We start from the raw sequence: 15204 nt of genomic DNA on the forward strand, positions 1-15204 counted from the left end.
TCTAGTCAACCTTTGGTGGCGTACTAAAGGTGTGATATGGCGCAGGGCTTGCCACTGTCCATTCCAAACCTTCTGCGCCATCCCATGGTTTAGCTGGTGCTTTCTTACCACCCTTAATACATTTGATCACAACAGCTAAGAAAATCAACTGTGATAAGCCAAAAGCAAAACCACCAATACTGACCCACTTATTAAAATCAGCAAACTGTAATGCATAATCTGGAATACGGCGAGGCATACCAGCTAACCCTAAGAAATGCATAGGGAAAAACAATAAATTGACCGAAATTAACGAACACCAGAAATGCCATTTAGCTAAAGATTCGTTATACATGTGCCCAGTCCATTTTGGTAGCCAAAAATAAGCTCCAGCATAAATTGAGAACAACGAACCTGTTACGAGTACATAATGAAAATGGGCAACAACAAAGTACGTATCATGATATTGAAAATCTGCCGGAGTCAATGCCAACATCAAACCAGAGAACCCACCAATAGTGAACAAAATAACAAAGGCGATAGAAAATAACATCGGCGTTTCAAAGGTCAGAGAGCCGCGCCACATAGTCGCAACCCAGTTAAATACTTTAACCCCGGTTGGTACAGCAATTAACATGGTGCAATACATGAAGAATAATTCACCAAATAACGGCATACCCGTAGTAAACATATGGTGCGCCCAAACAATAAATGACAACAACGCAATAGACGATGTTGCATAAACCATTGAACTATAACCGAATAGTTTCTTACGTGAAAAAGCTGGAATAATGGTTGAAACAATACCAAAAGCAGGCAAAATCATGATGTACACTTCAGGGTGGCCAAAGAACCAAAAAATATGCTGAAACATTACTGGGTCGCCACCGCCTGCTGCATCAAAGAAACTGGTGCCAAAATAGGTATCCGTTAACAGCATTGTCACTACACCCGCTAACACGGGCATTACGGCAATGAGCAAATAAGCGGTGATAAAAAATGTCCAAACAAATAGCGGCATTTTCATGTAGGTCATACCCGGAGCACGTAAATTCATAATGGTTACAACGATATTAATTGCCCCCATAATTGAAGATATGCCCATAATATGAACAGCAAATACAAAAAAGGCAGTACTACCATTTGAATAGGTGGTTGATAATGGGGCGTAAAATGTCCAACCAAAGTTAGGAGCACCACTTTCCATAAAAAATGAGCCAAGTAAAATAGCGAAAGCAAAAGGTAGAATCCAAAAGCTCCAGTTATTCATACGTGGTAACGCCATGTCTGGCGCACCTATCATCATAGGCAGCATCCAGTTAGCAAATCCTGTAAAAGCGGGCATAATCGCGCCAAACACCATGATCAAACCATGCACTGTCGTTAACTGATTAAAAAAGTCAGGTTCTACAATTTGTAAACCAGGCTGGAATAACTCAGCGCGGATCACCATTGCAAGAGCACCGCCGGTTAGTAGCATAATGAATGCAAACCATAGATATAATGTGCCAATATCTTTGTGATTTGTAGTGTATAACCAACGCTTTATTCCAGTCATTTTATGGTCGTGATGATCATCATTATGCGCATCATCAAGCGATTCATTTATTGTTTCTGTTGTCATGTTTTACTCCTCGCTTGCCGCTTTAACATCTGAACTTTGCACTAGATCACCAGTATCATTACCCCAAGCATTTCGCTCATAAGTAACCACTGCAGCTATTTGTTTCAAACTAAGTTGCTTACCATAACCTTGCATACCCGTACCTGCGCGACCATTGAAGACTACATTAATGTGGTCGACCACTGAGCCTGTTGTGGCAATTGGGCTAGCTTTAAGCGCAGGAAACGCTGGCGGTAATCCTACACCTGTGGGTTGATGGCATGCTGCACAATAAGCCATGTAAGTAGTTTCACCTAGCTGCATTAACTTGTCTTTGCCCATAGAAGCACTTAAAGACGCTTTTTCTGCATCTGCTGTTTTAGCCGTCAATTCATGCTGCTCTTTTAACCAAGCGTCATAATCTTCCACTGATTTAACTTCAACAACAATGGGCATAAAACCATGATCTTTACCACAAAGCTCAGCACACTGACCTCGATAAGTTCCAGGTAAATCAACATTAGTCCAAGCTTCATTAATGAAGCCTGGATTAGCATCTTGCTTAACGGCAAAGGCAGGAACCCACCACGAATGGATAACGTCATCAGAGGTAATTAAAAAACGGACTTTCTTATTAGCGGGGATAACTAAGGGTTTATCTACTTCAAGTAAATAATCTTCGCCCTTCTGGGCGCCGTTACCGTCAAAACTACCATTTTGATTTTCATACTCTTCTCGTGGCGTTGACAGCACGGAATAATATTCAATATTTTCATCAAAATATTTATAATGCCACTTCCACTGTGAACCAGTGATTTGAATAGTAACATCTGAATTGTCATTATTTTCCATGTTAATCAATGTGCTAGTTGCCGGAACGGCCATAGCAATAAGAATAACAATAGGAATTGCAGTCCAAAGTATCTCTACTTTAGTGCTCTCATGAAAGTCAGCAGCTTTCGCGCCTTTAGATTTTCGATGAAAAATCATAGACCAAAACATAGCACCAAACACAACCACACCAATAGCAGTACAAATATAGAGTGATAGCATATGTAAGTCATATACCTCTCTACTAACTGCTGTTACCCCTTTAGTTAGATTTAACTGTGTATCTGCCCATGCTGAACTAGAAAGCATAGCTCCTAAAAACAGCCAAGCCCTCACCAACCAATTTTGGTTACCTCTACTCACTCAACCTCTCCCCTATTTATTAAAAATAGAAAACAGAAATGCTGTAATGCTCATTACAACTAATTAAACTGAATATCTATTAATTTAGTTATTATTGTTTTATTAAATTTACCGACGTGAAATGGCACACCTTAACTTGCGAGGCAGATATCGAGCACACTAACGCCTTTTTTATTATTGTATTCTGTTATTTTTTGTTAGGTTTCAGATCTAGAATCACTCAAAATTTGATCTAGGTCAAACAATTTTTCAACTGCAAATAAATAAATATCAATAATTTCAATAGAGTAACAACTCTAAGATAAGGCACAGGCTCAAGCAGTACAGGCTTTAGTGGTATATGCGAGGAATATTTTCATCATTCAGAAAATAAATATTTTGAAATGTTTAAGTAATTTATTTGTATCAATTATTTTGATACAAACTAATAAAGGGCAGATAGGGGTTATTGAAATATAAAAAATAACTTTTTAACAGAACAGCTTTTAAAAAATGTAAACGAGTACCATATTTCGATACTCATTCTATGTATTTACAAATGATTAACTCATAATTCGTAAATACATACTACATCCAGTTACCATTACGAATAACACCAACTGCAAGACCTTCAATGTTAAATTCTTGGCAAGTTAAATCAACTATAATCGGCTCAAAATCTTCATTTTCAGCCTGTAAATAAACGACATTTCCTTCTCGCTTGAAGCGCTTAACCGTAACATCATTTTCCACACGGGCAACAATAACTTGCCCATTTTGTACATCAGTCGTTTGATGCACAGCAAGTATATCACCATCTAGAATGCCAATATCTTTCATGCTTTCGCCATCTACTCGTAATAAGTAATCTGCCGCAGGATGAAATAAGCTGCCATCCATCTTATAGTGATCTTCAACATGTTCTTGGGCTAAAATTGGCTCTCCTGCAGCAACACGGCCTATTAAAGGTAAGCCTTCTTCTTCAAGAAACTGTTCAGCTAAACGAATACCACGAGATGTGCCAGGTAGCATTTCTATATAGCCTTTTTTAGCTAACGCTTTTAAGTGTTCTTCTGCCGCATTAGCTGATTTAAAACCAAAAAATCTAGCAATTTCCGCACGAGTTGGCGGCATTCCAGTATCGCTAATGGTCTCTTTAATAAGATCAAATATTTGTTGTTGTCTATTAGTTAACGGTTTGAGTTCGTGAATAGCAACCATGAAGGACTTCCTGTATATATTGACAGTTATACTGGTAGTATATACAGGATTTTTGTAAAATCAATGCTTAGTTTGGCTTATAACGAGATGTATTGTTCTTTGAATTAAGTTTTAGGCGCCAATCATTTCTAGTGTGTTCTTTTAAAGCACCATAAATTTCACATGGTTCTGTAGGTGCTAATTTGGGTTGCAGTGATATCATTGCCTCTTTTCTATTAAATAGAATAGAGGCAACCGAGATTTTTATTACATCACAAGCCTCACCCCTGCCCTAAGAGAATATCAAGTATTCAGGAAATAGTAGCACTAAGACTAATACGGCTATTTGTATAAGAATAAACGGTATGACCCCTTTATAAATAGTGGTGGTTTTAAACGATTTTGGTGCAACCCCTTTTAAGTAAAATAAACTAAAACCAAAGGGTGGTGTTAAGAAGGAGGTTTGTAAGTTCATTGAAATTAAGATAGCAAACCAAACCAAATCAATATTAAGTGCAATAGCGACTGGTGTTAATATCGGCACCACTAAGAAAGCGATTTCAATAAAATCAATAAAGAAGCCCAAAATAAGAATCGCTATCATCGCTAAGGCGATAAAGGTCCACTTGTCTCCCGGTAATTCCATAAAGAATTCTTCAATTAAATATTCGCTGCCTGAGTAACTAAAAACCATCGCAAATGCAGTTGCGCCAATTAATACGGCAAAGACCATCGAGGTAACTTTTACCGTTTCTTTTGACACTTCATGCATTTTAGCAAATGAAAATCCACCATAGAAAATGGATAAAATAACAGCACCAACAGCGCCAATAGCAGAGGATTCAGTTGGTGTGGCAATACCGGTAAATATTGAACCAAGCACCGCGAGAATAAGTGTCAATGGTGGCACTATATCTTTTAGCGCCTGCACTAATAATTCGCGTTTACTCTCATTAACTATCATAGGAGGACAAAAATCTGGTCTTATTTTCCCTAAAATCACTATGTATAGAGCATAAGAAACAATCAGCAACATTCCGGGAATTATTGCCGCTCTAAATAAATCACCAACAGGTACTCCCATTACATCACCCAAAATAATGAGAATAATAGAAGGTGGAATAATTTGCCCTAACGTACCAGACGCACAAATAACACCTGCTGCGGTCGGTTGATGATAGTTATTTTTCAACATCACAGGTAAGGAAATAACTCCCATAGCGACAACACTAGCGCCAACAACACCAGTAGAAGCAGCTAACAAGGCGCCAACAACAATAGTCGAAATAGCAACACCACCTGGCATACCACCAAATAGCTTCGCGGCAGATTCCAATAAACGTTCTGCTAAACCTGTTTTTTGTAAAACTATGCCCATAAATATAAACATAGGAACGGCCATTAAGATGGTGTTTTCCATAATGCTCATAATGCGATATGGCATGAATTCGAATAGTTCAACACCTAAGGTTAACGCACCAACAATTAATGAGATACCGGCAAAAGTAAAGGCAACGGAATAGCCTAAAAATAGACAAACTAGCGCAATGGCAAAAAGAATCAATCCAGTCATTAGTGCTCTCCTTCATGCTTCGTTGTATTACTACTATCATTGTTAGTTAGTATTTGAATTTGGCTAAGCACCACATGAATAATGGCTAAAACTAGAAAAAGTGAAGATAAGGGGATAACCGAGCGTACTATCCAACGATGCGGTAAACCACCAGGGTCTCCACTGCCCTCGCCCATAGTGTAAGCATCTAATGTATAATCAATACTGTAATAAAAGATTAATAACGTGATAGGTAGAGCAAAAATGATTGAACCAAAAATATTAATGAAAGCTTTTTTACGTTTGGTCATGGCATCATAAAATATATCTACGCGTACATGTGCATCTTCTTTTAGCGTATAAGCAATACCAAACATAAACATGGCAGCAAATAAGTGCCACTCTAGCTCTTGCATGCCAATGCTTACATCATTAAAGAAGTAGCGCATAATTACATCATAAAAAACATTCAGTATCATTAACACCATTAACAAACTACAAAAATTACCAAGCATGTCGATAAATTTGCCAATTATTTTTAAACTAGTTTTCATTTTTTTTCCCGCAACATTTTTCTGTCATTTATCTATTATAACAACGATTCATTTAAAGCATAAAAAAAGCAGCTACCACACTATCAATAAATAATGGCAGCTGCTTTTACACATAGATACCCATATAACCTCAAGATGCAGGTTCAGCTAGAATTAGAAACGCCTTTATGCAATACATTGATTAAAGAGAATGGTTGTTCAGGAGAATAAGCTCCTGCATTCTCTAATAAGCTACATCCATGTAGCGTCCTTGTCGAAATCAATAACGTAGCATAAAGCGTTTCTAAACTAGCCCTACGGGGATATCTGAGCAAATCATGCTCTTCGTTACATCTCTTTTTAAGGGAACGACCATTAATAAAAAGATGTGTCTTGATCATGAACCGCTCTGGCATCCTGAAACTCGATTTTTGAAGTATTATGGGTATAAAACTACTTAGGATCAGTAGTGTCTAAATATGCGCGGTCAGATAAATTAGTCCATGCACGAACTTTTGTTTGATATTCTTGAATTGACTTAAGAATTTCTGCAGTCATTGGATCTTTAGCAGCAAACTCTTTCAATAGAACATCATTCGTTTCTTTCATTGCTGTCATCACTGATTTAGGGAAAGAGCGCATTTTAATGTTCGGATAATCTTTATTCAAGGTTGCTAAGTTTTTACCACTTTCATGGTAAGACTGAATATACATATCATAAGCAGCGGTTTTCATTGCTACTGTTAGGATTTTTTGTAAATCTTTAGGAAGCTTGTTATAAGCTTTCTCATTTACCATGAACTGTAATTCAGCACCCGGCTCATGCCAACCTGTGTAGTAATAAGGGGCAATTTTATGAAAGCCCATACGTAAATCTAACGATGGACCAACCCATTCAAGTGCATCAATAGTATTACGCTCTAACGCAGTATAAAGCTCGCCCGCTGGGATATTGGTAGGTTTAGCGCCTAATTTTGCTAACACTTCACCAGCAAAACCTGGAATACGCATTTTCAAACCTTTAAGGTCTGCAACACTGTTGATTTCTTTTTTGAACCAACCACCCATTTGATTACCTGTATTACCACCTGGGAAGGATAAGATACCGTACTTATCATAAACCTTCTTCATTAGCTCCATGCCACCGCCATAATAGAACCATGCATATTGCTCTGGCGCTGTCATACCAAATGGTACGGTAGTGAAAAACAAGGCGTTGAAGTTTTTACCTTTCCAGTAATATGAAGCTGAATGCCCCATTTGATACTGACCACTTTTAACAAAATCAAAAATACCTAGTGGTGATTTATGTTTATTGGATGAATCGACACGAATGATTAAGCGACCATTCGACATTTCTTTTACCGTTTTGGCTAAATTTTTAGTTGCTTCACCAAAAATAGGGAAATTCGGCCCCCATGTTTCCGCCATTTTCCAACGATATACTTTATCATTAGCGGCCATTGCTACACTTGACAAGCCAAGCGAAGAAAGACCAAGCGATACGATAAGTGCCGCCTTTAAAAACACTGATTTTTTCATTTGTTTATCCTTTAACTTATTGTAATTTAATAATTATTATTATTTTCTTTTTTTGAATAACTTTTTTATGCTTTTTAAGCATATACCTACAATAGTATAATAATCATCATATGGCTATCGGTAAGAACACCTAAGACTAAAGTCGCAAACTATAATTTATAACATACTAGCTAGTGATCTATGTCGAAATTTGTAATGATTAATTAAATTATTTATTACGGGTTAATTTTCGAATGATTCTGCCAATTCGCCTCTTCTATATTGCAGTGATACAAGTAATTTTTACTTCTATCGTTATTTATTTTTTCGTATCTAGTGAGTACCGAGAGCTATCTCATAATAACTTAAAGATTTTAGAATCATTTTTGATCAACCAAAAAAAACAAGAGCTAAAAAATTATACTTCACTCGCGAGTGCGGCAATAAAACATATTCATCCTGATGCTGAGCCTGAGTCAATATCAAAACAACTTGCTATTCAAAACTTGATCAATAAATTATTGTATAACGGAGATGACGGTTACTTTTTCGCTTACGATGATCGAGGGATCAGTATGGCTCACCCTAAAGAACCACATCGAGTTGGTGAGAGTTGGTGGAATTTAGAAAGTGATGAAGGCGACAAAATCATTCAACTGTTAATTAGCAATGCAAAAGCCGGTGGTGATTTTCTTCACTATCAATGGCGAAAGCCTTCTAACCAACAAAAATCGAGTAAAATGAGCTATTCAACTTACTTGCACGATTGGCAATGGATGTTAGGAACAGGGGTTTACCTAGACGATGTTAATCAACAATTAGCGGCAATACAGGAAAAAATAGATCAGCATATTAATAATACAAAACAAATCATCCTGATCATTTCTTTAAGCTCAATATTTATTATTTTCCTATTTGGGTTGATTATTAATTTAAGCCATAAGAAAAAAACCGATAAAAAAATAAACGAGTTAGGGCAAAAAATAATAAACCTGCAAGAAGATCAGCATCGACATGTTTCCCGTGAATTGCACGATGGAATAGTACAAATTTTAGTGTCTATCCAGTATTCTATTGAAGCAACCGGAATATTTTTAATGCAGTCAAAACATGAAAAGCCAAAACCGTTAGTAGAAGCCGAAAAAAATCTCAGGATAGCAATTCAAGAGGTACGGCGCATTTCTCATCATTTGCACCCTAGAGTGCTTGATGAGTTAGGTTTATCTGCAGCAATTGCAGGCTTAGCTAAAGAATTTTCCAAACAAACTCACATTAAAATCAGTTTAACTAAGCCCAAATTAAGTAAATTGCTCCCTGATGATATTAATATTAGCCTTTATCGGGTCGTTCAAGAATCGTTAATTAATATCGAAAAGCATGCACAAGCAACCCATGTTACCATTGACCTGTCTATAGAAAATAAACGGCTCACGTTAACCATAAAAGATAACGGTATAGGCTTTTGTGGTAGCAAAAAAAATAAAAAAGGCGCTCCTATTGAATCTTTTGGTATAGGTTTACGTAATTTAACTGAGCGAATTGAATACCATTGTGGCCAACTTAAGGTTTGCACTTCAAAAGAGGGAACAAGTATTACCGCTATAATTCCAAGCCATGTTTTTGCTTATTATTTTAATAATAATGCTCAAAAAGGCAATTCGTATAACACTAAAGAAACTAACACATCAACTCCAGTTAAATAAAAGGGCGCGGCATGACAATATCATCACAAAATGAACGACCTACGTCAGTATTACTTGTCGATGATCACCCAATGGTTCAAGACGGCTTAACGGCTTGTTTATCCTACTATCATGACATTGAAATTATTGGCTCAACACAAGATGGTAAAAGTGCGCTAGCGCAGGCTCTTACTTTAAAACCTGATGTGATATTAATGGATATAAGCATGCCAGATATGAATGGCATTGATGCTACTGAAATAATTACTGAGCAATTAGCGAGTACAAAAATACTTATTTTTAGCATGCATGATAGTTTAGAGTTTGTTAACAGTGCAATGCAAGCCGGCGCTTCAGGCTATATTTTAAAAGATACTGGTTCAGCTGAAGTTTATTTAGCAATTAAAGCAGTAGCGTCAGGAAAAACACATTTTAGCCCTTCAGTAGCAGCAGCATTATTAGAAAATCCATTAAGAGAAGAACAAGAAAAATTAACAACACGAGAACAAATGGTGCTAGCTTTTATAGCTCAAGGTTTATCAAGCAAGCTAGTAGCAAAAAAGCTCGATATTAGCTTTCGAACGGTTGAGGCTCATCGCCGTAATATAAAAACAAAGTTACAATTAGAGAGCTTGGCCGATTTAATACGCTATGCCGTTAATCATGGCTTAGTTGACAGCTAGTTTTGTTTTTCAAACCCTTAGGGTCTGTTGATCTTTCGAGATTATTTTTGCAGGCCTTTGTTGGAAATTTATACAAGATAGAGTATTTGTCATGTGGTTGTTCAGGACTATATACCCATGATACTTCAAGTGTGCGTTTCAGGGCAGCTGAACGATTCATGATCAAGGCGCATCTTTTTATTAAGGGTCGTTCCCTTAAAAAGAGATGCAACGAAGAACATGATTTGATCAGGGGCCCCTGTAAGGCTGGTTTAGAAACGCTTTAGCTACGTTATTGATTTCGACAATGACGCTACATGGATGTAGGTACTTAGGTTCAGTCGGGAACTATGAACCTGTGCCTAAAGACGTTTCTAACTCCAGCTGAATCCGACATATTGAAGTAACATCGGTATATGCTCCTTCATTGCCTAATAGGCTACACACCACTCGCCGCGATTAAGATATTTTTATTTCAAACAAAATTTAACTGCGAAAGATCAGCAGTTCCTACAAGTATTCAATAAATATACCGATAAAAATGATCATACCAACCCAGTGATTATGTAAAAATGCTTGAAAACACTTATCTCGTTCTCTATTACTAATCAATAATTGTTGATAGCTAAATAAACCAGCACATACCACTAAACTTAATTGGAACGGCCAACCAAAAGCTAACATATCACCCACGGTAAATAACAAGCCCAATACTGTTATCTGTAAAAAGCCGATAATCCGCTTATCATGATTGTTAAATAAAATGGCCGTCGATTTCACACCTATTTTTAAATCATCTTCTCTATCAACCATGGCATACATGGTATCGTAAGCAACGGTCCACAATAAGTTTGCCGAAAATAATAACCAAGCAATGAGCGGAATTTCGCCCATTGTTTCAGAAAAGGCCATGATCATACCCCAACTAAAAGCCGCCCCTAATACCACTTGTGGCAACTGGGTATAGCGTTTCATAAATGGGTAAGATGACGCTAACACGAAAGCAACTACAGACAAATAAATAGTTGGCCAACTCAAAGTTAACACTAAACCTAAAGCACAACCAATCAATACGCCAAACAAATTAATTGCTTGTGCTTTAGTCATTAAGCCAGAAATTAACGGCCTATTTTTAGTCCGCTCAACCTGACCATCTACTTTTATATCGGCAATATCATTTATTACGCAGCCTGCACTACGCATAATAAAAACGCCTAAGCTAAAAACCATGAGTAAATGTAAATTAGGCCAGCCATCACTAGCAATCCATAATGCCCAATAAGTTGGCCACAACAATAGATAAGTACCAATGGGTTTATCCATACGCGTGATTAATTTAATGGCTAACCATTTTTGTTGCAGCTTATTAAACATGATCAGTTCTTGGGTTAGTAACTAAATTTTCAATTGTTTGATAAGAGAAGGCACCGGGCAGAAAAACCTCTGCAACCATTAAGGGTTTATTTTCTAGCACAAAAACAGATCGTCGCCCCCATAGTGTATGAGTCATATTTAACTGTAAGTCACACGCTAATTTAGCGACTGAACTAGTTGAATCAAACGTTGCCACTTCAATAAATTTTCGTTCAAGCGATGGGTTATTAAATAATACCTGCCCAAGTGATTGCGTACCTAAATTTGCTAATGCTTGTTCCGCACCAGTTAAACTAGACATAGGTAATAAACTACGGGCAAAAACTTGTGGTTTATCGTCACAATAAAGCAAAACTTCACGCACTAGCACTTTCTCTCCAACAGGAATACAAGCTACTGCTTCATATGCTTGACAGTGTTCAACTTTTTGGCCTAACAATTCAACTCTAAATTGATGACAATGTGTTTTTAAGCGCGCCGTCAGTGAATCAGGATCAAGTAACCAAGATTGTAAATTATCTGGCAATTCACATGAATCTGAACTTTGCCAATGGCTTGGTAGGGTAACGGGAAAAAGTAACTGCAAATTCATAACGTACTATCGAATATTAATTAGACAAAAATAAGGGTATATACCCGTTCCACTTGAAGATGCTCGTTTCAGGAAGCCTGAGCGATTCATAATCAAGGCGCATTTTTTTATTAAGGGTTATTCAGGAGAATATGATTTGCTCAGCCTTCCCCAAAGGGCTGGTTTAGAAGCGTTTTATGCTGCGTTATTGATTTTGAGAAGGGAGTAACCATTCTCTTCAATCAATGCCTTGCCTAAAAGCGTTTCTAATTCCAGCTGAATCATGCATCTTCAAGTGGAACGGGTATAGTAACAGGCTTTAATAAAGAAAAGCATGCTCACCCCAACTTGTAATAAAAATAATTTAAAATTATTCAGGAAAAAAGAAAAAATCAGGTTATGATAAAGCCAACGTTTTATATGTTTTTATTCATCTTTCATCATCCTCATTATGTCTAAATTGAGGATCTCAGGATTAATGCACAACGCTCCGTATAAAAACCTACGGAATAACGAGCTTTCCAGAGTGAGATGAATAGTGATTTTTTCTTTTGATGACAATAAGTTTCTAATGATCAAATATTTAATAGTTTTATCTTTCTTTTTTACTTCACTATCCATTAAGGCTAGTAATTATGCTTATTTTGGCTTTGAGCCGGACATAGTCACAAATTATGTCGCCGAAAAGAAAAAAATGGGTTATGTGCGTCTCACGGTCGAATTAATGGTTGAAAGTGATAACTTAGAAATAGTTATGCATCACTCACCATTACTACGTGATGCTATTATCGATATCATTGGTAGACAAGCTGAAGCTAAAGTCAAATCCATTAAAGGCCGCTCTGAAATTCAATTACTCTGTGAAGAGCAAGTAAAAGAGTTACTCACCAAAGAAACCGGTCAGCCTTTGATCAAAAAATTATTATTCACCCAATGGTTAGATAATTAAAATATAAATTAATCTACACTATCTCTAGCTTGATAGTTTTGCTTATTTCAAGGCAAATTTACGCGTCAATAGCTTGCCTATTGCAAGTGAATTTAACGCAGAAATAAGTAAAAACAGCTGCTAGAGAAACATTTGTTAAGCCGAGCTCAGGTTAACTAGTTACGAGATAACTTCACACTAAACACGGCCAACAAACACCCTGAAATTAAACCGAGTAAATGTGCTGTATTCGCCATATTTACTGGTAATATATCCATAAAACCCAACAACAACCAAAACAATAAAAAACCAATAATAGACTTAGATAAAGACAGACCTTTTTCCGGCGCTAAATAGCCATACCACCAAATAAAGCCTACCAAGGCATATACAACACCTGATAAACCACCAAAGCTTGCTCCTGAGACAATGAACTGCCCTAAATTTGAAAAAATAGCTGAAATTAATAATATATTAATCAATGTGCCTTTACCTAATGCTTCTTCAATACTGCCACCTAACTGCCACCACCACATGGTATTAAAAACAATATGTAACCAAGAAAAATGAAAAAAAGCAGGTCCTAATAAACGCCAAGGCTCCGCAAGGAAAGCATCAATAGATAGATGAGGATAGAACTGCAGTTGGTTAAATATTGACTGGCCCCAACCAATATTACTGCCGATAAATACCAACCAACATAAAGCAAAAACTAGCAGGGTTACGATACCTGCATGATCAAGGAAGTTTTCTTTAAAATTAGCAAATAATGACACGTCACTACTGTTGATAGTAACCGTTTCACCATACTGCCAAGCCGCTTGTTGATATTTTTTATCAAAAGGCTTTGTAATAAAAACATCAAATTCAGCTTTAGCTTGAGAAATTTTATCCTGTTGACAATAAACCATATGGGCTTGTTTTGATTCACTAACCACTTTAGCATCAATGCCTAAGGTAGCTAAATAATTAGCAAAAAGTAGTGCTATATTATGCTGTTCAAGCTGTACTAATGGCTGTAAACCTTCATGATCAACCATCAGCGAGAAATATTATCTGGATATTGTGATTGCCATTGCGTAAAACCACCATCAAGCGAATAAACCTTGGTGAAGTCTTGGCTAACCAAAAATTGCGCGGCTTGCTGACTAGAATGCCCATGATAACAACAGACCACTACGGGTGCATCAGGGTCTGCTTCACGTAAAAAATCAGCTAAGCTCTCGTTAGTTAAGTGAAGTGCATCAGTAATACGGCCATTCACAAATGAAGTGGCATCACGAATATCCACTACTACGTGAGTTTTATCGTTAAGCACCTGCGCTAATTCTTCTACTTGCATGTGCATAAAACGTTCTTCATTAGAGGCGCTCTTGTCAGACATTGCTAGTTTACTCCCAATTTAAAATTACTTTTCCTGATTGCCCTGAACGCATGACATCAAAACCTTGTTGAAAATCATCAATATCAAAATGATGAGTGATAATAGGTGATAAATCTAAACCAGATTGAATAAGGCTCGCCATCTTATACCAAGTTTCGAACATTTCACGACCATAAATACCTTTAATGGTTAGCCCTTTAAAAATGATATGACTCCAATCAATCGCCATTTCTTTGCCAGGAATCCCTAGCATAGCGATTTTACCACCATTATTCATATTGTCTAACATACTTGTAAAGGCTATTGGCACACCTGACATTTCTAAACCAACATCAAAGCCTTCTGTCATACCGAGTTCAGCCATAACATCCGTTAAACTTTCTGTTGAAACATTAACCGCACGAGTAACTCCCATTTTTCTCGCCAAATCAAGACGATATTCATTGATATCGGTGATAACTACATGACGAGCACCTACGTGTTTTGCTACCGCTGCTGCCATAATACCTATAGGGCCAGCACCCGTAATCAGTACATCTTCACCCACCAAATCAAACGATAAAGCAGTATGTACAGCATTACCAAAAGGATCAAAAACAGCAGCTAAATCATCAGAAATTTCATCGGGTAATTTGAAGGCATTATAAGCAGGAATAACTAAATATTCAGCAAAAGAGCCTGCTCTATTTACACCAACACCTACAGTATTACGACATAAATGCGTACGACCTCCACGGCAATTTCGGCAATGACCACACGTAATGTGACCTTCGCCTGAGACTCTATCACCTAATGAAAACCCTTTGACTTCTTGACCAATACCAACCACTTCACCAGCATACTCATGGCCAACAACCATAGGCACAGGTATTGTTTTTTGCGACCATTCATCCCAATTGTAAATATGAATATCTGTACCACAGATAGCCGTTTTTTTAATTTTAATTAATAGATCGTTATGGCCTACTTTCGGTCGTTCTGTGCGCGTTAACCAAATGCCCGGTTCAGCTTTTAATTTAGATAAAGATTTCATCATATTTCC

General features: G+C 37.1%; 15 protein-coding genes. 3 read left to right on the forward strand and 12 right to left on the reverse strand.

Features of this window, described 5'->3' with window-relative positions; translation table 11 throughout:
• Position 1: 1 nt before the first annotated feature.
• The 7 genes from ctaD to DWA31_RS02015 form a co-directional block, all read right to left on the reverse strand.
• Positions 2 to 1603 (reverse strand): cytochrome c oxidase subunit I, encoded by a 1602-nt coding sequence (gene ctaD / locus DWA31_RS01985; protein ID WP_114324993.1) that lies wholly within the window; start codon positions 1601 to 1603, stop codon positions 2 to 4.
• 3 nt (positions 1604 to 1606) lie between these two features.
• Positions 1607 to 2776, reverse strand: a complete 1170-nt coding sequence (gene coxB / locus DWA31_RS01990) for a cytochrome c oxidase subunit II (protein ID WP_245942439.1) — start codon at positions 2774 to 2776, stop codon at positions 1607 to 1609.
• Positions 2777 to 3343: 567 nt separating this feature from the next.
• Complete coding sequence (gene lexA, locus DWA31_RS01995; RefSeq protein WP_114324994.1) at positions 3344 to 3976, reverse strand: transcriptional repressor LexA; 633 nt, start codon at positions 3974 to 3976, stop codon at positions 3344 to 3346.
• 271 nt (positions 3977 to 4247) lie between these two features.
• Complete coding sequence (locus DWA31_RS02000) at positions 4248 to 5528, reverse strand: TRAP transporter large permease (RefSeq protein WP_114324995.1); 1281 nt, start codon at positions 5526 to 5528, stop codon at positions 4248 to 4250.
• Positions 5528 to 6061 carry a TRAP transporter small permease subunit gene (locus DWA31_RS02005; protein ID WP_168427268.1) on the reverse strand — a complete coding sequence of 178 codons (534 nt, stop codon included), beginning with the start codon at positions 6059 to 6061 and terminating at the stop codon, positions 5528 to 5530. The genes DWA31_RS02000 and DWA31_RS02005 overlap by 1 nt, the downstream gene beginning before the upstream one ends.
• Positions 6062 to 6204: 143 nt before the next feature.
• Positions 6205 to 6375: a hypothetical protein gene (locus tag DWA31_RS02010; protein WP_245942440.1), complete on the reverse strand. Its 171-nt coding sequence runs from the start codon at positions 6373 to 6375 to the stop codon at positions 6205 to 6207.
• A 118-nt stretch (positions 6376 to 6493) separates the two neighbouring features.
• Positions 6494 to 7582, reverse strand: coding sequence for a TRAP transporter substrate-binding protein (locus DWA31_RS02015; protein ID WP_114324996.1), 1089 nt, complete (start codon positions 7580 to 7582; stop codon positions 6494 to 6496).
• A 365-nt stretch (positions 7583 to 7947) separates the two neighbouring features.
• On the opposite strand from DWA31_RS02015, the gene DWA31_RS02020 reads away from it, so the two are divergent.
• Positions 7948 to 9264 carry a cache domain-containing protein gene (locus DWA31_RS02020; RefSeq protein ID WP_245942441.1) on the forward strand — a complete coding sequence of 439 codons (1317 nt, stop codon included), beginning with the start codon at positions 7948 to 7950 and terminating at the stop codon, positions 9262 to 9264.
• Between the two features lie 11 nt (positions 9265 to 9275).
• A complete protein-coding gene (locus tag DWA31_RS02025) occupies positions 9276 to 9926 on the forward strand; it encodes a response regulator (protein WP_114324998.1) in 651 nt (216 codons plus the stop codon).
• Positions 9927 to 10415: 489 nt separating this feature from the next.
• Here the strand turns inward: DWA31_RS02025 and ubiA are convergent, their stop codons facing one another.
• Complete coding sequence (gene ubiA, locus DWA31_RS02035; RefSeq protein WP_114325000.1) at positions 10416 to 11279, reverse strand: 4-hydroxybenzoate octaprenyltransferase; 864 nt, start codon at positions 11277 to 11279, stop codon at positions 10416 to 10418.
• On the reverse strand, positions 11272 to 11871 hold the full coding sequence (locus DWA31_RS02040) for a chorismate--pyruvate lyase family protein (protein WP_114325001.1): 600 nt from the start codon (positions 11869 to 11871) through the stop codon (positions 11272 to 11274). The genes ubiA and DWA31_RS02040 overlap by 8 nt, the downstream gene beginning before the upstream one ends.
• Before the next feature lie 550 nt (positions 11872 to 12421).
• Here DWA31_RS02040 and DWA31_RS02045 point away from each other — a divergent pair.
• A complete protein-coding gene (locus tag DWA31_RS02045; protein WP_114325002.1) occupies positions 12422 to 12799 on the forward strand; it encodes a flagellar basal body-associated protein FliL in 378 nt (125 codons plus the stop codon).
• Positions 12800 to 12954: 155 nt separating this feature from the next.
• Here the strand turns inward: DWA31_RS02045 and glpG are convergent, their stop codons facing one another.
• Genes glpG through tdh form a run of 3 tightly spaced genes read right to left on the reverse strand, consistent with a single transcriptional unit; the run spans position 12955 to position 15195 of the window.
• Positions 12955 to 13818 (reverse strand): rhomboid family intramembrane serine protease GlpG, encoded by an 864-nt coding sequence (gene glpG / locus DWA31_RS02050; RefSeq protein WP_114325003.1) that lies wholly within the window; start codon positions 13816 to 13818, stop codon positions 12955 to 12957.
• The gene (gene glpE, locus DWA31_RS02055; RefSeq protein WP_114325004.1) at positions 13818 to 14162 is read right to left on the reverse strand and encodes a thiosulfate sulfurtransferase GlpE; all 345 of its coding nucleotides are present in this window, start codon (positions 14160 to 14162) and stop codon (positions 13818 to 13820) included. Before glpE ends, glpG begins: the two co-directional genes overlap by 1 nt.
• 7 nt (positions 14163 to 14169) lie before the next feature.
• Complete coding sequence (gene tdh / locus DWA31_RS02060; protein ID WP_114325005.1) at positions 14170 to 15195, reverse strand: L-threonine 3-dehydrogenase; 1026 nt, start codon at positions 15193 to 15195, stop codon at positions 14170 to 14172.
• Positions 15196 to 15204: the final 9 nt, after the last annotated feature.

Source organism: Candidatus Colwellia aromaticivorans, from assembly GCF_003333305.1.
Taxonomy (GTDB): Bacteria; Pseudomonadota; Gammaproteobacteria; order Enterobacterales; family Alteromonadaceae; genus Colwellia; species Colwellia aromaticivorans.